Here is a 19,195-nt window from a genome sequence, read left to right on the forward strand (position 1 = left end):
CGATGTGCTGTGGGCGATGCTGCGTGACAAGAGGCTGTTCACCTCCGCCCCGTCGGTCACGCAGACGGCTTGACACGATCATTGAGATTCCTTCCAACGCCGCTTGACGAAACGGAGCAGCGCTCCGGATACTAATTGGAGCGGTGCTCCGCTTCAGGTTAGCCGAAGCGGGGCCCCTGACCGCCTTTGTCAGTCGCCGGTCGACCGAGACCGGCGGCAGGATCCGCAGAAGGACAGCGAACGCGTCATGAGCACATTCACCTCCACCGCCGATACCTTGGGCTCGTCCCTCCCGGTCCTGTCCTACAGCCCGGTGGTCCTGCCCGTACCCGGACGTCCCGTGGACCTCCAGATCCGTGTCACCGCGCCCGAGAGCGGAACCGGCCTACCCGTCATCCTGCTCTTCCACGGCCAGGGCCCCTCGAACAACCTCTCCTCGATGAACGGCTACGCGCCGCTCGTCAACTTCTGGGCGGCACACGGATTCGTCGTCATCCAGCCCACCCACCTCACCTCCAGGACGTTGAGCCACCTGGTCGCCGACGTTCCCGGCGCCCCCTTCTTCTGGCGCTCGCGCGCCGAGGACATGAGCCACATCCTCGACCGGCTCGACGTGATCGAGAAGGCCGTGCCCCTGCTCGCCGGGCGGATCGACCACACCAAGGTCGCCGTCGCCGGACACTCCTTCGGCGGCTTCACCTCCAGTCTCCTGCTCGGCGCCCGGGTCACCGACCCCGACACCGGGGAGGAAGTGAGCCTCGGCGAGCCCCGGATCAAGGCGGGCGTGCTGCTGGCCGCGCCCGGCAGGGGCGACGTCCTCAACGGGCCCATGGCCGACGCGCTGCCGGTCCTCGGGACCATCGACTTCTCCACGATGACCACACCCGCGCTGGTCGTCGCCGGCGACGAGGACGACTCCCGGCACTTCACGGACATGGGGCCGGACTGGCACGCCGACCCCTACACCCTCGGCCCCAGCCCCAAGTCCCTGCTCACCCTGTTCGGCGCGGGGCACGCGCTCGGCGGGATCCCCGGATACGACGTCGCCGAGACCACGGACGAGAGCCCCGAGCGAGTCGCCGCCGTCGGCCGGCTCACCGCGGCCTACCTCCGCAGCCGGCTCAACCCCGGTGACAACGCCTGGCAGACCGCACGCGAGGCGCTGGCGACCAGCCCCGACCCGGTCGGACGGATCGAATCCAAGTAGCCACCCGCGGGGCACGTCCTGCAACGGGGTGGTCCGTGCCGTTGCCGTGAGCCCGCCGCCGCTCCGCATCGAGCGCCTGTGCTCGCCCCCGGCACGTCTGCCGCCGTGTGCAGGGAGGCGAGCCAGGTGCCGATCGGTGCTCGCGTCGGCGCCGCCGGCGACCCGCTGCGCACGCCGTCGCCTCGGGTCTGTGCCGCGGCGATCGACGTCGTCGACGTCTGGTGTGGTCCTTCCCGTCGTAACTAAGTGGTCTGCGTCGTAAGTCCTTCGGGGGTTGACTTCGAGACTGGGCATCAGCGTTCTCGTGGTGGGTGGCCGACATGTGGTATCGAGGGAGTTCTCGGGGGTGGTGGCACTGCAGGTGGGCGGGAGGGTGTCTGATCGGAGGCTGGCTCGCCTCGTCGCGGGTGCGTTGTGGCTTCCTCCGATTCGCCGCCCGGCGCCCCACGACGACTCGACTGCTCATTAGGAATTGCGGCGCTGATCGCTCAGTACGGACTCGACAGCGAGGTCGTCCGTGGTACCCCGTACGAAACAGCGATCTGCGGAGAAGCGCGTGACAGCGATCTGGGCCGGTCTCGACGCCGGGAAGACTCATCACCACTGCGTAGTGATCGACGACACCGGCAAACGACTGCTGTCCCGGCGCGTCGCCAACGACGAGAGTGAACTGTTCAAGCTGCTCGGAGACGTTCTCGACCTGGGCGACGAAGCGACGTGGGGCATCGACCTGGCGGACGGCGGGGCCGCTCTGGTCATCGCGGTCCTGCTCAACCACGGCCAGCCGCTCCTCTACATCCCCGGCCGGGCGGTCAATCGGGCCTCCGAGGGCTATCGGGGCGACGGCAAGACCGACGCCAAGGACGCGGCGGTCATCGCCGACCAGGCCCGCATCCGGCGCGACCTCACGCCCCTGCGTCCCGGGGACGAGCTGGTGTCCGAGCTGAACGTCCTCACCCGACACCGCCGCGACCTCAGCGACGACCGCACCCGGAACCATCAATCGGCTCCGCGGCCACCTCACCGAGATCTTCCCGGGCCTGGAACGCGAGCTCGACCTGGGCAACATCGGCCCCCTGGTGCTGCTGACCGGCTATCAGACACCGGCCGCCCTCCGCCGCACCGGCCGACGGCGCCTGGCCACCCGGCTGCGCAACCGCAAGGTCCGCAGCGCGGACGAACTCGCCGCCAAGGCCGTCCAGGCCGCCGAAGGGCAGCACACCAGTGTCCCCGGTGAGGACATGACCGCGCATGTGGTTCATTCCCTGGCCAGGGAGGTGATGGCCCTCAACGAGAAGATCGCGGAGACCGACAAACTCATCGAGGGCCGGTTTCGCCGCCACCGCAACGCAGACGTGATCAGCAGCATGCCTGGCATCGGTGTCCTCCTGGGCGCCGAGTTCCTGGCCGCTACCGGTGGCGACATGAGCGCCTTCGCCAGCGCGGGCCGGCCAGCCTCCTTCGCTGGCGTCTCCCCGGTGCCTCGCGACTCCGGAAAGGTGAGCGGCAACCTCCATCGCCCCACCCGCTACAGCCGGCGCCTCCAACGCGTCTTCTACACCTCCGCGTTGATCAGCATCCGATGCTGCGACGAATCCCGTCGCTTCTACGACCGCAAGCGCGCTGAAGGCAAACGACACAGCCAAGCCGTCATGGCACTCGCGCGTCGAAGGGTCAACGTTCTATGGGCACTTCTGCGTGACGGACGGTGCTGCGAACCCATACCGTCCGTCACTCTGGCTGCTTGACATCTCTATTAGGAATCGGGGCGTGCCTCGAGGAATGCGAGGGCGCTCACCACGAACGCGTCGTGGAACTGGAAGATCCCGCCGTGTCCGGCGTCCGGGTAGAGGGGGACGAGTTCGCCCCGGGGCAGTCGTGCGGCGAGGTCGAGGGTGTTCTCGCTCGGCACCATCCGGTCGCTCTCGCCGTTGGCCACCAGGACCGGCTGGTGGATGCGGGACATGTCGGCCGGCGCCTGCAGGCCCCATCGGTGGATGGCCTTGAGCTGGGAGAGATAGGAGATGGGGGAGATCGCCTTGTCCCGGTGTTGCGTTCGCTCCTTCAGCCGGGCCAGGAACTCCTTGCCGGCCCGGCGTCCGTTCGCGGTACGGGTGAAGAAGAGGTACTGCTTCGGATCTTGGAGGGTGAGCAGTGCTCGGAGGGTGTCGAGGTGGGAGATCCGGGTCACGTTCTTAATACCCTTGCCACCGGCGGGTCCTGTGCCCGCGAGGATCAGCCTGCGAACGAGTTGCGGTTCGTTCTGTGCGATCACCTGGGCGACCATCCCGCCCATCGAGAAGCCGAGGATGTCCACCTGGTCGAGCTCGAGTGCCCGGATGAAGGTGACGGCGTCGTCGGCCATTTTCTCGATGGTCTTGGGTGTCGAACCGGTGGACGCGCCGACGCCCCTGTTGTCGAACGTGATCACCCGGTGCCTGGCGGCGATGCCGTCGACGACACGGGGATCCCAGTTGTCGAGTACCGCGGCAAGATGGGTGAGGAAGATCACCGGGATGCCGGACCGGGGGCCGAGGTCGCGGTAGGCGAAGGTCACTTGGTCGGCGGTGACGGTGCGGGTCGGTGCGTCCCGGTAGGACATCACCGTGCCGCCGCTACCTTCATGTGTGTCGTTCATGGGTGTGCCCTTCGGTCTCGGATCTACCGCGGCCTCGCTCCGGCCGCTTCGTCCTCGCGGGTGTGCGCAGGACGGCTTCCCGGTCTTCCGACTGCGGGCGCGGGGCCGGCGGCCGGATGAGTGGGAGGGGCGCGCGGTGCACCTCTGGTCGATTCCTGTGGTGGCGGGGAGGGGGATCCACTCGTCTGCCGAGGCCGGCCGGTCAGGTGGAGGCGGGGACCGGCCGGCAGACCTCACTCCATCGCGATGACGACTTTGCCGGCCTTCGCGCGGCCCTTCTCGGCGTACTCCATGGCGTCGCGGGTCCGGTCGAAGGGGAAGACCCGGTCGACGACGGGGTGGATCTGCCCGGCGTCGACGAGCCGGGTGAGTTCGCGCAGCTGGCCGCCGTCGGCCTTCATGAACAGGAACGAGTAGGTGACGCCGTGGCGCTTGGCACGGCGCCGGGTCCTGAAGCTCAGCGCGTTCATCGCCTGCCGCAGGACCGGGTTTGCGCCGAGCTCGCGGGCGAAGTCCGCGTCGGGCGGCCCGGCGATGCTGATGACCTTCCCGCCAGGCTTAAGGACCCGCAGCGACTTCTCCAGGGTCTCGCCGCCGAGGGTGTCCAGGACGACGTCGTAGCCGTCCAGGAGCTGCTCGAAGTCCTGGGCGCGGTAGTCGATGACCACGTCCGCGCCGAGTTCCTTGACCAGGTCGGCGTTGGCCGCGCTCGCGGTGGTGGCCACATGTGCGCCCAGGTGCCTGGCCAGCTGGAGGGCGATGGTGCCCACTCCGCCGGAGCCCGCGTGGATCAGGACTTTCTGGCCCGGCCGGACCTGCGCCTTCTCTACCAGCGCCTGCCAGGAGGTGAGGGCGACCAGCGGGAGGGAGGCGGCCTGCGCCATGGTGAGGACGGCGGGTTTGGGGGCCAGGTCGTCCTGGTGGACGGCGATGAGTTCGGCGAAGGTGCCGATGCGGTCCTTGTCGGGCCGGGCGTAGACCTCGTCGCCCACCGCGAAGCGGGTGACCGACGAGCCGACCCGGACCACCACTCCGGCGAGGTCGTTGCCCAGGACGAGCGGAAGGCGGTACGGCAGGATCCTCTTGAAGGCGCCGTCGCGGATCTTGAAGTCCAGCGGGTTGACGCTCGCCGCGTGGATCTCGACCAGGACATCCTCGGGACCCGGCTGCGGATCGGGCAGCTCGGCGGCGTGCACCGCCGACTGGTCGCCGTACTTCTCGATCAGGTAGGTCTTCATCTCTCCGTCTCCGTGTCCCGTCCGTACCCGAACGCGATCTCCGCTCGCTTCCGGGCCTGCCCCGGTACGAGCCACTTTCTGCTAGTCACTGCTGGTTCACGGCGCCCCACGCCGATGCGGCGGAGTGCTTCTCACGCCGCGTTCGGCGACGTGGCCAGGCTCTGCTTGACGTACCGGGTGGTCTCGTCGGCGAGGACCTCGGGCAGGCCCGTCTCCACGGCGGACAGGGCCTGGGTGGCGACCTCGGCGGGGTTTGCCTTCTGGTCGGCGGGAACGCCGGCGGCCATGTCGGTGTCCATGTACCCGACGTGCAGCGCCGTCACCGTGATGCCGCGGGGCGCCAGTTCCTCTCGGACCGCGCCGGTCAGCGCCCATGCCGCCGCCTTCGCCGCAGCGTATGCGCCGAGGCCGGCCGGGTGTATCCAGGACAGGACCGACAGCACGTTGAGCACGCCGCCGCCGCCGTTGGACTCGATGACCGGGGCGAAAGCCCGCGTCACGGCGAGAGGGCCGAAGTAGTTCACCTCCATTTCCAAGCGCACCGCGTCCGGGCTGCCCGCGATCAGCGGCGTTCCGGTGGAGATGCCCGCGTTGTTGACCAGCAGCGTCGCGTCGGCGGCGATGCGGGCCGCCGCCCGGATCGACTCCGCGTCGGTCACGTCCAGCCGCAGCGGGACGACGCCCGGAAGGTCCACCGTCTCGGGGCGGCGGGCCGCCGCGTACACCTTGGCCCCGCGCTCCACGAGCTGGGCGGCAAGATGCCGCCCGAGCCCCCGGTTGGCGCCAGTGACCACCGCGACCGCGTCCTTCAGTTCCATGAGCACTCCCGACGTAGTGGGCGGCAGCTGACCGCCACAATAGATTTCATCCAACATCTAAACTGGAGTCTAGAATAGATTCGACTCGACATCCAACTGGGAGGGTGACCAATGGGCCGCGTATCGCAGGCACAGGCACGGGACAACCGCCGACGGGTCGTGGAGACCGCCTCCCGGCTCTTTCGGGAACAGGGCACCCACGTCAGCGTCGCCGACCTCATGAAGGCCTCCGGCCTGACCCACGGCGGCTTCTACAAGCAGTTCGCCTCCAAGGAGGCACTCGTCGACGAAGCCACCGCCCACGCCTTCGCCGAACTCGCCCGCCACCACAAGGACGGGCTCGACCAGTACGCCGGACAGCGCGACGCCGCCCAGCGGGCGCTGATCGACGCCTACCTCTCCACCGAGCACCGCGACAGCGCCGCGGACGGCTGCCCCGCCGCCGCACTCGCCGGCGACATGGCCCGCGACGGCGCAGACGGCGAGGCCCGCCGCGTCTACACCCAGGGAGTCGGCGACTTCGCCGACTGGCTCGCCACCGAGGACCAGGACGGCATCACCCGGCTCTGCACCATGCTCGGCGCACTCATCCTGTCCCGCGCCACCAAGGGCTCCCCACTCTCCGAGAAGATCCTCACCACCGCACGCGAGGCACTGACGGCCACCAACTGACCAAAGACGCGGTACAGGGCGGCACCGCGCAGGAAGGGCGCGTGTCGTCGACCTACCGTCATCCACTTCTCGCGATCGGCCTGCCTGCCTTGCCCGTTCCCTCGGCCTGCCCGATAACCCTGACCGCCTCCGAGTGGGAGCGGTTGAAGAAAATGGCCTACGGCCACAGGACCGAGCACCGGATCCGGCAGCGCGCCCACGTGGTGCTGCACGCGGCCCGGGGCCGGTCCAACGCCCGCATCGCCCGTGAGACCGGGCTGCACCTGGACACCGTCCGTACGTGGCGCGGCCGCTTCGCCGCATCCCGGCGGCCCGCCCTCGGCGACCTCAAGCGGTCCGGCCGTCCCGCCTCCTTCACGCCGCTGCAGGCTGCTCAGGTCAAGGCCTTCGCCTGCCAGTTGCCCGCCGAGAGCGGCACACCGCTCGCACGCTGCGGGGCCGACCAGCCGGCTCGCTGCGCCAGCACCCACCGGCCGAGCTGCTCGCGTTCGAACACCTTTGCCTCCGGCATTGCCGCCCAGTCGACCCGGCCGTCGGACTCCAACTACCAGGGCCCGAGCGGCGGCGTACGCGCGCTGCCAGGTGACTGGCCAGGCCGGGCACCACCGCGGGTCGAGCTCTTCCAACGCGCGCCGCCGCTCCGGGGTGAACGCACCCGGCTCGTCCGTCGGCACCTCGGCCTGCGCCTGCAAGGAGGTGAGCCAGTTCCCGAGCCGGTAGCCGCCGATCGACGCCGCGCCAGCGCCGTGATCGATCGGCCCTGCTCGGTCGCCCAGACCCGCGCCCACGACAGGCCGGCCTCGAACCGGGCCTCCGACTCGGGTGACACCCGACCCCGTCGAATTGCTCCGCCTGGTTGTCGCAGCCCCTGGCCGAAGGCCGCGTCAGCGGGCAAGTCGCGACCTGTGACCTGCGAGCACTGCACCCCGATTCCCCTGCCGGATCCGGCCGCGACAGCACCCTCGCCACGGCTGGATGCTTGAACTCCCGTCCCGCGACTTCGCCCACTGTCCGTGACCCGTCGGCAGTACGCTGCCGTGTGGGCGGGCGGTTGATGGTCCATCAGGTGTGTGTTGGGGGAGGGGGCGGGTGAACGGTGGGGACTCGGGAGCGCGGGGCGCGGCCGGTGCCGGGGAGCCGCGGGCCGGCCGTGAGCCCGGTGGTTCTCTGAGAGGGCGCGGCTCGGCGGGTTCAGCCGAAGCGGACGGGCCGGGTGTGCACGTTTCCGGGGACGCGTCCGTCTCCGGGGACCACGGTTCGGTCGCGGCTACCCGGATCGACGGGCCGGTGTCGGTCACCAACCGGAACGTGCACCACCACTACCTGTCGGTCTCGGTGCGCGTGGCGGGTCTGGCCGCGGTCCTCGTCGCGGTCGCGGCGACCGTCTGGGGGGCAGTGCTGTTCCAGCGTGGGGGACGGCCGGTGCGCCCGGGCCCGGAGGTGTCCACGACACCGTTCTCGCCCGGTCCTTCCACGGACCAGTCACGGTCGCTGCCGCCGTCTCCTACCGCCGGACCGTCTCCCTCGCCCTCGCCGTCCCTGAGCCCCGTGCCGCCGCCGTCATCGGCCGGGCCGCCTGCCGGGGCCGTGCGCGTGAGGTGGTACGGCACGCTCACCCTGGACGACGGCAGCAGCGGCGGTATTCCCACCACCGGCTGGTTCCTGGACCCGGACCCACCGCAGCGGGCGCCGATGGGAGACATCTCCCTCGCCTGCCAGCTCACCTGTACAGCCGGTACCTACGCCGGCAACACGATCGTCCGCTGGAACGGCCCGGCGGCACCGAACCGCCTGGACTGCGTGAGCCTGCTCAACAGCAACCCGGGACAGCGGACGGAAGACGTCCCGGAGGGCGCGATGGCCTGCTTCGGAACGGAGGCGGGTCGGGTCGGCTACTTCAAACCTTCCGGAGGAAGCGGCGGCCGGCAGAAGCTGGACGTGACCGTCTGGGAACTGCCCTCCTGAATCCCGCGCGGAGCTGCAGGCCGTTGTCACAGGTGAGCGGCACCAGCCTGTGGAACCTTCTTGGACGCCGACCACAGCCAGACCGGTGCTGCCGCGCCCCGTCCGCCCGTTGTGCCCGCCCGGCCGGGTCGCGGACGATCGTCAGCAGCCGTTGGTAGTCCGTCGGCAGCGCGTCCGGACCGAGGCCAGCGGCACGGGGGCCGGGATCGGCAGCACCGACCGGCCGCCCACCCGGGCCTCCGGGGGCGCCGCCGCGAGCGACAGGTACTCCCCGAAGCCCGATCCTGCGGCGAACAGCGGTGTGCCGGCGCATCCGGAACGCGGCGGACTCATGGTCGCGATCGTCGTTCTGATCTGTCAGCGGCCAGTTGCGATTCCCCGCCGGCGGCCACCTGATGGGGAGTCAACTGGCCGCCGGCGGTCACGCTGCGTGGATGCTCGGAGATGTCTGCCTGAGGCTCGCCTCGGGCCAGGAACGGCTAGGGGCGGAGCACGATCTTGCCGTGGGTGTGCTGCTGTTCCAGCTCGCGGAAGGCGTCTCGCACCTCTTCCAACAGGTAGGTACGGGCGATCGGCACCTCCAACTCGCCGCGCGCGGCGAGCCGGGCCAGCTCGCCGAGGACGACCGCGGACGCCGCCGCACCCTCTCCGTAGGTCCGCGCGCCGACCTCGGCCGCGGCCTGCCAGTCGCGGATGGTGTTGATTCGTTCGGGCCGCACGCCCAGCTCCACCGCCAGTGCCACGTAACCGTCGCCGAAGGTGTCGATGAACGCGTCGACCCTGCCGCCGGACGCCTGACGGATCCGCTCGGCCACGCCGGGCCCGTACTCGACCGGGAGGACACCGTGGTCCTTCAACCACGCGTGGTTCCGCTCGCCGGCCAGCCCGATCACCGTGGCGCCGCGCAGTCGCGCGAGCTGCACCGCAAGCGACCCGACACCGCCCGCCGCACCGGAGACGACGACCGTGTCGTCCGGGCCCGGGTCCACCGCGAACACGGTGGCGTAGGCGGTCGTGCCGGCCACGTACAGTGCCCCGGCCACCTCCCACGGCAACCCCGCCGGACGGGAGACCAGATTCACGTCGTCCACCACGACGAACTGGGCATGGCTGGCCCGCCGGTGGGTGAAGCCCAGCACCTCATCGCCCACCGCGAAGCCCCGGACATGCGGGCCGAGCTCCACCACGACTCCGGCGAGGTCGCTGCCCTGCCCGGAGGGAAACGTCGCCGGCCAGCGTTCGTGCAGCGCGCCCACGCGGATATGCGCCTCGCCGGGCTGGATCCCGGCCGCGCGGACCTCGACCAACACCTGCGCCGGACCGGGCACCGGCCGCTCCACCTCCTCCACCCGCAGCACCTCGATCCCGCCGTACTCGTGAAACCGCACCGCCTGCATTGCCTGATCACCGCGCTTTCTCGTCCGGACAAGACTCGGCCGGCCGCGCCAGAGGGCTGACGCCGCCGTGCCGCAGCATTCAAAGATCAAGCGCGGATCCGTATTCCCACGAGCACGACAACGGCGATGCCGTCCGCGCCCAGGACCCACCTGCGGCCTCGCTCGCACCGTGCGACCCGGACCCAGGACATCGACGGGGAGTGACGGCAGAGGTGGCCGCACCTGGGGAATTCTCCATGGCCGCTGACACTGATCCTGCCCCCACCGTCTGCCCCTACCGTCTACGCGGCACGAGTCCGGTGTCGAAGGCGATGATCGCCAGGTGGACGCGGTCCCGAGCCTCGAGCTTGGCGAACAGACGCGCGACGTGGGTCTTCGCGGTCGCCGTGCTGATCACCAGCCGCTCGGCGATCTCGGTGTTCGACAGTCCCTGTCCGACCAGTGCCAGCACCTCGCGCTCCCGGTCGGTGATCCCCGCGATGGGGCTCGAGTCCGCGACGGGCCCGGCGTCGGGTTCGGGGGCCGCGGGGCCGGACGTTCCGGCGAAGTCCGCGATCAGTCGTCGGGTCACGCTCGGCGCGATCAACGCGTCGCCCGCGGCCACCACGCGGATCGCTTCCAGGATCGCGTCCAGGGCCATGCTCTTGAGCAGGAATCCGCTGGCCCCGGCGCGCAGTGCGCCGTAGACGTACTCGTCGTGGTCGAAGGTCGTGAGCACCAGGACCTTGGGCGGGTCCGGTTCGGCGGTCGCCTGCCGGGTCGCCTCGATCCCGTCCACGCCCGGCATCCGGATGTCCATCACCACGACGTCCGGCCGCAGTTCACGCACCAGGCGCACCGCCTCGCGGCCGTCGCCGGCCTCGCCCACCACCTCCAGGTCGTCGGTGTCGCCGATCAGGATCCCGAGCCCGACCAGCATCAGGGGCTGGTCGTCGACCAGCAGCACCCGCACGCTCATGCGCCCGCCTCGCTGACGCTCGGCGAGCGCTTCGCGCACGCGCACCTGTTGACGGTGAGCCCGCTTCGCTCGCTCACGCCGGGAGCCTCGCCGTCACCCGGAATCCGCCCTCCGGACGCTGCCCGGCGCTGAACTGGCCGGACAGCAACGTCACCCGCTCGCGCATGCCGAGCAGGCCGAAGCCGCCCCCGCCGGCCGTGGAGAGCCTCGGACGGCCCGGCCCGCCAAGGCCGTCGTCCCCGTCGTCCACCACCTCGATCGTCACCCCTTCCGGCTCGTAACCGACCGCGACCCGGCACGTCCGCGCCCTGGAATGCCGCACCACGTTCGTCACCGACTCCTGGACGATCCGGAACGCCGACAGTTCGATCTCCGGCGGCAGTGGACGCCGCTCGCCCCGCCAGGTCACCTGAACCCGCACCCCGGCGCCGGCCGTGCGTTCGGCGAGCTGCGGGACGTCGGCCAGGCTGCCGGCCGGCGCCAGCGGAGCGGCCTGCGGCATGGCGTCGTCCGGCTCGGCGCGGCGGAGCGCCCCGAGCATGCGCTGCAGCTCCAGCAGCGTCTCCCGGCTGGTGGTCTCGATGCCGGTCAGCGCCTGCCGCGTCTGCTCGGGCTTGGTCTCCACGACCCGCGCCGCCGCTCCCGACAGCACCGTGATGATCCCGATGCTGTGCGCGACGCTGTCGTGCAGCTCGCGGGCGATCCGCAGCCGCTCGGCCATGACGACGCGGGCCGCGGTCTGCTCCTGCAGGGCTTCGAGGTATTCACTGCGCTTGCGGTACACCCCGCCGAAGACCCACGCGACCGCGAACCACAACGCGAACTGCCCGGCCCACTGGGACGCGTCGCCGACAGTCTGCTCGGGGACGTGAAGGCAGTTGAGGAACGCGGCCGCGACGGCCGCGACGGAGCCGACGGCGGCAACCTTCGGCCGCCGGACCGCGAGGTACCAGCCCAAGCCGACGAGCAGGACGAACACGATCACGGGCCGCGCGCCGAAGGCGTCGCCGAGGACTGCTTCGCCCAGGACCGCCGCGAAGACCACCGCCGGCAGACGGCGCACCAGCAGAACCGGCAGGGCGAGCACGACACAGAGACCGAGCATCTCGAAGGGCGAGATGCCGGGGAACCGGAACAGGCCGTCGTAGTGCGCCCAATCGGTGGGCAGCATCGTCAAGGCGAGGATCAGCGCGTACAGGCAGGCGGTGGCCAGCACCACGGCCTGTGACATCAGCCAGGTCACGCGTTTCGATGTCGACAGGCGCTGGAGAAGCTGTTCCATGCGGAGATCGTATGCAGTGGCGTCAGCCCTACGCGTCGCCCCGGGGATGTACGCCGGATACGCCCCCGGGCCGATGGCCTGGGAAGAGGTGACATCCGCCGGCCGACGCGGTGGATCGTGGTCCGTTCCTAGGTTCATGGTCATGACGAATGCACCGATGATCGATCTTCGCGACACGACAAAGAAGTACGACGACGGTCCGCCCGCACTGGCCGGCGTCAGCCTGTCCGTGGCGGCTGGTGAGTGCGTGGCGATCCTCGGCCATTCCGGCAGTGGCAAGTCCACGCTGCTGAACCTGATCGCGGGTCTGGACAAGCCTTCCAGCGGCACCGTGACCGTCGACGGCACCCGCGTCGACCAGCTCGGCGAGGCCGGTTCGGCGAAGTACCGCCGGGCCTCCATCGGCATGATCTTCCAGTTCTTCAACCTGCTGGACGACCTGACCGTGTTGGACAACGTCATGGTTCCGGCGCAGCTGGCCGGGATGGACAAGGGCGAAGCGAAGCGGCGGGCCGTCGAGCTGCTCGACTCGCTGGGCATCGACCGGCATCTCAAGGCCTATCCCCAGCGGCTGTCCGGCGGGGAACGGCAGCGGGTGGCGGTGGCCAGGGCCCTGATGAACAAGCCGGCGCTGCTGCTGGCCGACGAGCCGACCGGCGCGCTGGACTCGAGCTCGGCCGAGGACGTGCGCGAGCTGCTGCTGGACCTGAACAGCGAGGGCCAGACCATCCTGCTGGTCACCCACGACGTGCAGCTGGCCGCGAGCACCGCGCGCCGCACGATCGAGTTGGTGGACGGCGCGGTGGCACGGGACGTGGCCAACACGGTCAACGTGGTCGCGGGCGCCGCGCTGAACGGCCCGGCTGGAGTGGTCCGATGACCCTGCGCCAGCCGCCGATGCCCTGGCACGTCCTCGATGTCGGGTTCCGGGCCGTGGCCCGCCCGCTGCCGGCGGTGAGCCGGTGAGCGCCCTGGGCAAGGTCGTACGTTCCGGTGTGGGTCGCCGTCGGGTCCAGTCCCTCGTCATGGCTCTGACGACGTTCGCCGCGGTGACGTCCTCAGTGCTTTCCCTCGGTCTGCTGGCCGTCGTGCAGGCCCCGTTCGAGCACGCCTTCCGTGCGCGGAACGGGGCGCACCTGGCGGTCCAGTTCGACGGCTCGAAGGTCACGGCCGCGCAGGCCGCCGCCACCGCGCACGCCGCCGGCGTCACCGAGGCGGCCGGGCCGTACCAGGTCGCCGCCGCCCTGGACACGACGGTCGGCACTGACTGCCCGCACGAGGCTTTCGCCGGTCACGACAACGGTCCGATCACCGTCACCACCCGGCCCGACCTGGGCAGCACCTCCGGGATGGACCAGCTGGCGCTGACCCGGGGCCGCTGGCCGACCAGCCCGGGCGAGATCGCCCTGCCGTGGCAGCATTATGCCGCCGACTGCTTCGGCGATTCGGTGGTGTTCTCCTCCCTGCCGGGCAAGCCGTCGTTCAAGGTCGTCGGCTTCGCCAACTCGGTGACCGACAGCGCGACCGCCTTCGCCACCGCCGACGGTTTCGCGCGGCTCACCGCCGCCGGTGCCAAGTCCGACGAGCAGATGCTCTACCGGTTCGCCAAGGCCGGGACCGACGCCGACATCGCCACCGACAAGCAGGCGGTGGCCGCCGCCGCGCCGGCCGGCTCGGTCGAGGCCGGACAGTCGTACCTGACCGCGGAGCAGCTGGTGACCGGCAACGCCAAGGCCTACGTGCCGTTCCTGATCGCCTTCGGGATCCTCGGGCTGTTCATGTCGGTGCTGATCATCTCGATCGTGGTCAGCGGGGCTGTGGCCTCGGGAATCCGGCGCATCGGGATTCTGAAGTCGTTGGGCTTCACCCCTTCGCAGGTGGCCCGCGCCTACACCGCGCAGGCCGTGATCCCGGCGGCCCTCGGCCTGGTGCTCGGCACGGTCTTCGGCAACCTCCTGGCCGTGCCGATCCTGGACGGGGCGACCAAGCAGCTCGGCGCGGCCAGTTCGGCCGGTGCCACGATCCCGTTGTGGGTCAGCGCCGTGGTGCCGCTGGGCACCCTGCTGATCGTCGGCGTCACGGCTTTGATCCCGGCCCTGCGAGCCGGCCGGATGCCGACGGTGCGGGCTCTGGTCGTGGGCCGCGCCCCCAAGGCCGGGGGCGGTCGGACGGCGCAGCGTCTGGCCTCGCGGCTGCCGCTGCCCCGGGCCGTGTCGTTGGGGCTGGCCCAGCCGTTCGCCCGGCCGGCCCGGGCCGTACTGGTCGGTGCGGCGGTGCTGTTCGGCGTAGTGAGCGTCACGTTCGCGGTGGGGCTGGAGACCGGGTTCAACAGGTACCTGGACGCCAGCACCTCAGGCTTCAACGTCGCGTCGGAGTTCGTGGAACCCACAGCCGACGTGGGCGTGCCCTGGGGTCTCTACGGCCCCAACGACCCGCGCACCCCGCACCTGGACGCCGCCAAGGTCGCCGCCGCGCTCGCCGGGATCCCCGGCACGAAGGCCGCGTTCGGCTGGGGCGACAGCGGTGCGACCATGGTCGGCACCCCGCCCGGCGGCGAACCGGCGAAGGTGTTCACGACCACCGGTGACTTCTCCTGGACGCACCTGGAGCTGCTGTCCGGCCGCTGGTACGCGGCGCCCGGCGAGGCCGTGGTCGGCGACAAGCTGGCCACGACGGTGGGGATCCACGTCGGTGACGACGTCACCGTGGCGCAGCAGAACAAGCAACTGTCGCTGAAGGTCGTCGGCATCAACTTCGACACCAACCAGGGCGACTACACGGTCATGACGGATGCGGCCACCTTCACCGCCGCCGGTCTGACCCCGCACATCGACCAGTTCAACGTCGAGCTGGCCGACAACGTCAACGGATCGGACTGGTCCACCTCGGCGGCCGCCGCGCTGACCCCGCTGGACGCCTCGGTCCAGCCGAACTCGGGCGGGGGCAAGAACATCATTGTGATCACCATGGGCGCCCTGGTGGCCACGCTCACGCTGATGATGATCGCGGTCGCCGCGCTCGGGGTGCTGAGCACGGTCGTGCAGGACACCCGGGAGCGGGTCCATGACCTGGGGATCCTCAAGGCCCTCGGGATGACGCCCAAGCAGACCACCGCGATGGTCCTGACCTCGGTGTCCCTCACCGGCCTGATCGCCGGGCTGGTCGGGGTCCCGCTCGGGGTCGCGGTGGAGAAGGCGACGCTGACCCCGATGGGGAACGCGATCGGCCGGCACCTGCCGCCGAGCGTGTCCCACACCTACACCACCGGGCTGCTCATCCCCCTGCTGGCCGGCGGGATCGTGATCGCCCTGCTCGGCGCACTGCTGCCAGCCAGCTGGGCGGCCCGGTCGCGGACCGCCACCGCGCTGCGGACCGAGTAGGTCCGAGTAGAGCCGAGCGAGCAGGGCCGAGTAGGGCGGAGCAGGGCCGCTGGTCGCCGCGGCAGAAGCGGTGCTGGGCACTGCACGGCGCGGCGGGTATGCCAATGCCGACCTCCTACGGTTGATACCCGTGGGAGGTCGGCAGTTCGGCGTTTTCCCTCAGCACAGAGGCGTGAGAGGTACCCAGCTGGGTGGGCTCAGCCGTTGAGCCAGTCCTGGTAGCGGGTCGGTGCGAGGCGGGCGTCGGGGCCCGGGGTGAGGACGTCTCCGTGGACGGCGGCGAACAGGCCCGCCTGGTCGTCGACGACGACGGGGCGCCGGTCGCCCCGCGCGGCCAGCGTGATGCGGCCGATCTCGTCGAGCGTGAACGTGTCGGGGCCCGCGATCTCGAGGACGCCGCCGAGCGGCGTGCCGGTGGCCACGTCTGCGAGGACGTCGACGATGTCGTGGCTGGCGATCGGCTGGAGCAACGTCGCCGGCAGTCGCACGGCGGTCTCGTCCGAGGTCCACGACATGGTGGGCTCCATGAACTCGAAGAACTGCGTGGCGCGCACGATGGAGTAGGGCGTCGGACCGCCCCGCAGCAGCTCCTCCTGGAGCGTCTTGGCGCGGTAGTAGTCCAGTTCGGGGACCTGGTCCACGCCGACGATGGACAGCACCACCTGGTGGCGCACACCGGCCCGCTCGCCAGCGGCGAGGAGGTTGCCCACCGTGGTCCGGAAGAACTCGATCGACTGCTCGTCGAACGTGGGGGAGTTGGTCACGTTCACCACTGCCTCCGCGCCGGCGAGCGCCGCGTCGAGGCCGGCTCCGGTGAGCAGATCGACGCCGGACGACAGCGATGCGGTGGTCACCTGGTGGCCTCGTGCGGTGAGCTCGGTGGCGAGCTGCGAGCCGATGAGCCCGGTGCCGATGACGGTGATCTTCATGGTGCGCCTTCCCTGGTGGGGTCGAGCTCCCCCGGAAACTCGGACAGCTTATATCCGAGATAGTACTCGGATATCCTGTGTCCGAGTCAAGTGGAGGTGGCATGAAACTGTCCGGTGGCGTGGAGTGGGCACTGCACTGTTGCGTGGTGCTGACCGCGGTCGGCGATCCGGTGCCGGCGGCCCGGCTGGCCGCGCTGCACGACGTGTCGCCGAGCTATCTGGCCAAGCAGATGCAGGCGCTGTCCCGCGCGGGCCTGGTGCACTCGGTCCAGGGCAAGACCGGCGGCTACGTCCTCACCAGGAAGCCCGAGGAGGTCAGCCTGCTGGACGTCGTACAGGCCGTCGACGGGGCGAGTCCCGCGTTCGTCTGCACCGAGATACGTCAGCGCGGCCCGCTGGGGACGCCGCCGGAGCAGTGCACGAAGCAATGCCCCATCGCCAGAGCAATGGGAGCGGCCGACGCGGCGTGGCGCGCGTCCCTGGCAGCCGTCACGATCGCCGACCTCGCCGCATCGGTGGAGGGCGACAGCGGTCCCGAGGCTCTGCCGAGGATCGGCGCCTGGTTGAACGCGGATCCGGGTGATCGGCCTTACTGACCGTTTTCCGAATGAGTTGAGCCGCAGGTCGTGCACCAGGATTTGGATGGCGGCGGCGGTGAGGGTGAGCGGGCCGGTGATGTCGATGGGTTCGGGGTGGTCGAGCAGGGAGGTCGGGGCGAACGTCCAGTAGGGCTGGCTGGGGAGATCCGAGGGCGCCGAAGATCGCTTCCCAAGTCGTCAGCGATCGCTTCCCGGATGCACTCCGCGGATGCCACTCACGCGTTCGGACATGACAGCTGCGGCCCTGAACCTGTGCCGCGCGCCGTTGGCCGACTGACCGCTCGGTGCAGCTCGATCAGCGCCGATCGTGCCGGCACCAAGAGTTCCGTGGTCCGCGGGCGGGGGCCTATTCCGGGTAGAGCTTGGTCAGCCGCGGAAGCCGCCGACTCATCTCCTCGCGGTCGTCGAAGTCGAAGTTCCAGTCCGGGTCCAGGTCCGGGAGGCGAATGCTGAAACCGTCGTTGGGAAGTTCCTCGCCGGTGGCTGTCTGATGGGCAGTCCAGGCGATGCTCAGGGCCTCTTCGCACCAGATGTCGAGCCCGTCAGCAGCGAAAGCGCGTACGGCGGGGAGGCCGGCGAGCGCGTCGGGATCAGCAATGATGCGCTCGAACGTCTCACGGCCCTGCGTGATCAGCCAGCCACGGAAGTAGTCGAAGCCGTCGTCGGAACATCCGCCGTTGATCACGTAGGCAGCGCCCCAGAGCGGGGATCGGTAGGAGTCGGCCATCAGACCCGAGAGGATCCGGTCGGCGGCGATGATCTCCCGAGGCGGGCGGAGCGCGAGCAACGCGGCGGCCTGCTCGGCGACGGCGTCGCCATTGTCCGGGGCCGGCACCCGCGAGCGGGCCTCCTCGATCAACTTCCAGAACTGCTGAGTGTCCATGACCGCCGAGCATGCCATCGGGCCCCGACAAGGCGGGTCGGACGGCGGCCGCCAGGCGGGCGGGTGCGGGCCGAAGTCGTCCCACCGGGCTATGCCCAGCCCCCGGGGGCCAGGCCCGGAACTCCGGAGCGGGTTGAGGCAGACCAGGCCCTCGGTCCACGCCACCCGTGTCGGCTTCGTCATCGGCGAAGTCGCCTCGCGCAGGCGGCCACCTCGTAGGCGATCGTGGCGTAGGCGATCCAGATCGCTCGGGTGCAGCCGCGCGCCGTCGATCGCCACCGCGGCGTTCTCGTACGCCGCGTCGTGCGCCACGCTGCTCTCCTCGTCCGGGCTCCAGACCCGTTCCATCCGCCAGGACTGACAGGGCGGCAGCTTGGCGATCCGCGTCTCCAACGGGGATAGTGTCCAGCTGCGCTGCTGGACCGTAGTGCGAGCGGAACGCCGCCCACCTGTGCGACTCCACCCGCGAGCGGCCGAAACAGAGCGGGGAGACTGCCGGCTTCAGGTTGTCGTAGCCGATGTGCCCAACCGGGGCCCCACCCAGGATCCGACAGGCGTCCACGTGGCCCTGCATGAAGGCTTCCTGACTGGCCGTCGAGAAGACCTTTCTTTGCGCTATCGAGGGTGCCTGGGCGGATCCCGGTCAGAACGAGATCGGGAGCTCCTCGATCCAGCAGTTGACCGACTTCGCGGTGATCACGGCTTGGGCGTCCTCGGCGTCCGATCTGGCCAGGAAGACGCGCGTAAGGGCGCCCAGCGGGCGTTCGAACAGGAGATCGCCCACCGTGCGGGAATCCCGGCGGGCACGGAAAACTTCCGCGCGGCGATCGCCGACACCCGGCCCACTCTCACCGCGCAGGCCCTGGCCACCTTCGAAGAGGACATTCAGCACCACGTTCGCCTCTGAGAGGGCGTTTAAGTCACTTCTGGCACTATTTTTGGCGATATGTGCTTCTGATGTGGTGTGACTGGTGGTGCTCATAGGGCTGGCGATTCTGGGGGTGCGGCGAGGCCGCTGTCTTGTCCACGCTCCTCCCGTTTCATCCCGGGATACAGATTGTGCGCCGTGTGCTTCGAGCGCTGGCACGCGCGCCCGGAGTCGGCGGGTAGATCAGCATCATGCCTGAACGTCGCCGCTACCCGAGCGATCTGTCCGATGCCCGGTGGGAGCTGGTCGAGCCGGTCCTGACGGCGTGGCGGGCCGAGCGACGCGGCCGCGGCCTGGACAT

General features: G+C 70.3%; 17 protein-coding genes and 2 pseudogenes. 9 read left to right on the forward strand and 10 right to left on the reverse strand.

Going from position 1 to position 19,195, the window contains the following annotated elements:
• Positions 1-247: 247 nt before the first annotated feature.
• Positions 248-1,207 (forward strand): alpha/beta hydrolase family protein, encoded by a 960-nt coding sequence (locus ACWD4U_RS33910; RefSeq protein ID WP_363461763.1) that lies wholly within the window; start codon positions 248-250, stop codon positions 1,205-1,207.
• 556 nt (positions 1,208-1,763) lie between these two features.
• Positions 1,764-2,955, forward strand: a pseudogene (locus tag ACWD4U_RS33915) (IS110 family transposase).
• 8 nt (positions 2,956-2,963) lie between these two features.
• Here ACWD4U_RS33915 and ACWD4U_RS33920 read toward each other — a convergent pair.
• The 3 genes from ACWD4U_RS33920 to ACWD4U_RS33930 all read right to left on the reverse strand — a co-directional run bounded on the left by ACWD4U_RS33920 (position 2,964) and on the right by ACWD4U_RS33930 (position 5,901).
• Positions 2,964-3,845 (reverse strand): alpha/beta fold hydrolase, encoded by an 882-nt coding sequence (locus tag ACWD4U_RS33920; protein WP_363461765.1) that lies wholly within the window; start codon positions 3,843-3,845, stop codon positions 2,964-2,966.
• Positions 3,846-4,078: 233 nt separating this feature from the next.
• The gene (locus ACWD4U_RS33925; RefSeq protein WP_363461767.1) at positions 4,079-5,083 is read right to left on the reverse strand and encodes an NADP-dependent oxidoreductase; all 1,005 of its coding nucleotides are present in this window, start codon (positions 5,081-5,083) and stop codon (positions 4,079-4,081) included.
• Positions 5,084-5,214: 131 nt separating this feature from the next.
• A complete protein-coding gene (locus ACWD4U_RS33930) occupies positions 5,215-5,901 on the reverse strand; it encodes an SDR family oxidoreductase (protein ID WP_363461769.1) in 687 nt (228 codons plus the stop codon).
• 111 nt (positions 5,902-6,012) lie between these two features.
• On the opposite strand from ACWD4U_RS33930, the gene ACWD4U_RS33935 reads away from it, so the two are divergent.
• The 3 genes from ACWD4U_RS33935 (at position 6,013) to ACWD4U_RS33945 (ending at position 8,538) form a co-directional block, all read left to right on the forward strand.
• On the forward strand, positions 6,013-6,573 hold the full coding sequence (locus ACWD4U_RS33935; protein WP_095877722.1) for a TetR/AcrR family transcriptional regulator: 561 nt from the start codon (positions 6,013-6,015) through the stop codon (positions 6,571-6,573).
• Positions 6,574-6,614: 41 nt separating this feature from the next.
• Positions 6,615-7,556: a helix-turn-helix domain-containing protein gene (locus tag ACWD4U_RS33940; protein WP_363461771.1), complete on the forward strand. Its 942-nt coding sequence runs from the start codon at positions 6,615-6,617 to the stop codon at positions 7,554-7,556.
• 610 nt (positions 7,557-8,166) lie between these two features.
• The gene (locus tag ACWD4U_RS33945; protein WP_363461773.1) at positions 8,167-8,538 is read left to right on the forward strand and encodes a hypothetical protein; all 372 of its coding nucleotides are present in this window, start codon (positions 8,167-8,169) and stop codon (positions 8,536-8,538) included.
• 141 nt (positions 8,539-8,679) lie between these two features.
• On the opposite strand, the gene ACWD4U_RS33950 is transcribed toward ACWD4U_RS33945, so the two are convergent.
• The 4 genes from ACWD4U_RS33950 to ACWD4U_RS33965 form a co-directional block, all read right to left on the reverse strand.
• Positions 8,680-8,871, reverse strand: a complete 192-nt coding sequence (locus ACWD4U_RS33950; RefSeq protein WP_363461775.1) for a hypothetical protein — start codon at positions 8,869-8,871, stop codon at positions 8,680-8,682.
• A 146-nt stretch (positions 8,872-9,017) separates the two neighbouring features.
• The gene (locus tag ACWD4U_RS33955; RefSeq protein WP_363461791.1) at positions 9,018-9,935 is read right to left on the reverse strand and encodes an NADP-dependent oxidoreductase; all 918 of its coding nucleotides are present in this window, start codon (positions 9,933-9,935) and stop codon (positions 9,018-9,020) included.
• 274 nt (positions 9,936-10,209) lie between these two features.
• The gene (locus ACWD4U_RS33960) at positions 10,210-10,893 is read right to left on the reverse strand and encodes a response regulator transcription factor (protein ID WP_363461793.1); all 684 of its coding nucleotides are present in this window, start codon (positions 10,891-10,893) and stop codon (positions 10,210-10,212) included.
• A gap of 73 nt (positions 10,894-10,966) precedes the next feature.
• On the reverse strand, positions 10,967-12,319 hold the full coding sequence (locus tag ACWD4U_RS33965; protein ID WP_363461777.1) for a sensor histidine kinase: 1,353 nt from the start codon (positions 12,317-12,319) through the stop codon (positions 10,967-10,969).
• On the opposite strand from ACWD4U_RS33965, the gene ACWD4U_RS33970 reads away from it, so the two are divergent.
• Together ACWD4U_RS33970 and ACWD4U_RS33975 are read left to right on the forward strand one after the other, a co-directional pair.
• Positions 12,318-13,055, forward strand: coding sequence for an ABC transporter ATP-binding protein (locus ACWD4U_RS33970; protein ID WP_363461779.1), 738 nt, complete (start codon positions 12,318-12,320; stop codon positions 13,053-13,055). The genes ACWD4U_RS33965 and ACWD4U_RS33970 overlap by 2 nt on opposite strands.
• Before the next feature lie 169 nt (positions 13,056-13,224).
• A complete protein-coding gene (locus tag ACWD4U_RS33975) occupies positions 13,225-15,555 on the forward strand; it encodes an ABC transporter permease (protein ID WP_449787400.1) in 2,331 nt (776 codons plus the stop codon).
• Between the two features lie 197 nt (positions 15,556-15,752).
• Here ACWD4U_RS33975 and ACWD4U_RS33980 read toward each other — a convergent pair whose 3' ends face one another.
• Positions 15,753-16,484, reverse strand: a complete 732-nt coding sequence (locus ACWD4U_RS33980; RefSeq protein ID WP_363461783.1) for an SDR family oxidoreductase — start codon at positions 16,482-16,484, stop codon at positions 15,753-15,755.
• A 101-nt stretch (positions 16,485-16,585) separates the two neighbouring features.
• On the opposite strand from ACWD4U_RS33980, the gene ACWD4U_RS33985 reads away from it, so the two are divergent.
• A complete protein-coding gene (locus ACWD4U_RS33985; protein WP_363461785.1) occupies positions 16,586-17,080 on the forward strand; it encodes an RrF2 family transcriptional regulator in 495 nt (164 codons plus the stop codon).
• 349 nt (positions 17,081-17,429) lie between these two features.
• Here ACWD4U_RS33985 and ACWD4U_RS33990 read toward each other — a convergent pair whose 3' ends face one another.
• A complete protein-coding gene (locus ACWD4U_RS33990) occupies positions 17,430-18,359 on the reverse strand; it encodes a DUF4240 domain-containing protein (RefSeq protein ID WP_363461787.1) in 930 nt (309 codons plus the stop codon).
• 250 nt (positions 18,360-18,609) lie between these two features.
• Positions 18,610-18,948, reverse strand: a complete 339-nt coding sequence (locus ACWD4U_RS33995) for a hypothetical protein (RefSeq protein ID WP_363461789.1) — start codon at positions 18,946-18,948, stop codon at positions 18,610-18,612.
• Between the two features lie 137 nt (positions 18,949-19,085).
• Between ACWD4U_RS33995 and ACWD4U_RS34000 the strand changes: the two are divergent.
• Positions 19,086-19,195: pseudogene (locus ACWD4U_RS34000) on the forward strand (IS5 family transposase); the annotation flags it as partial.

This window comes from Kitasatospora sp. NPDC002522, from assembly GCF_053595195.1.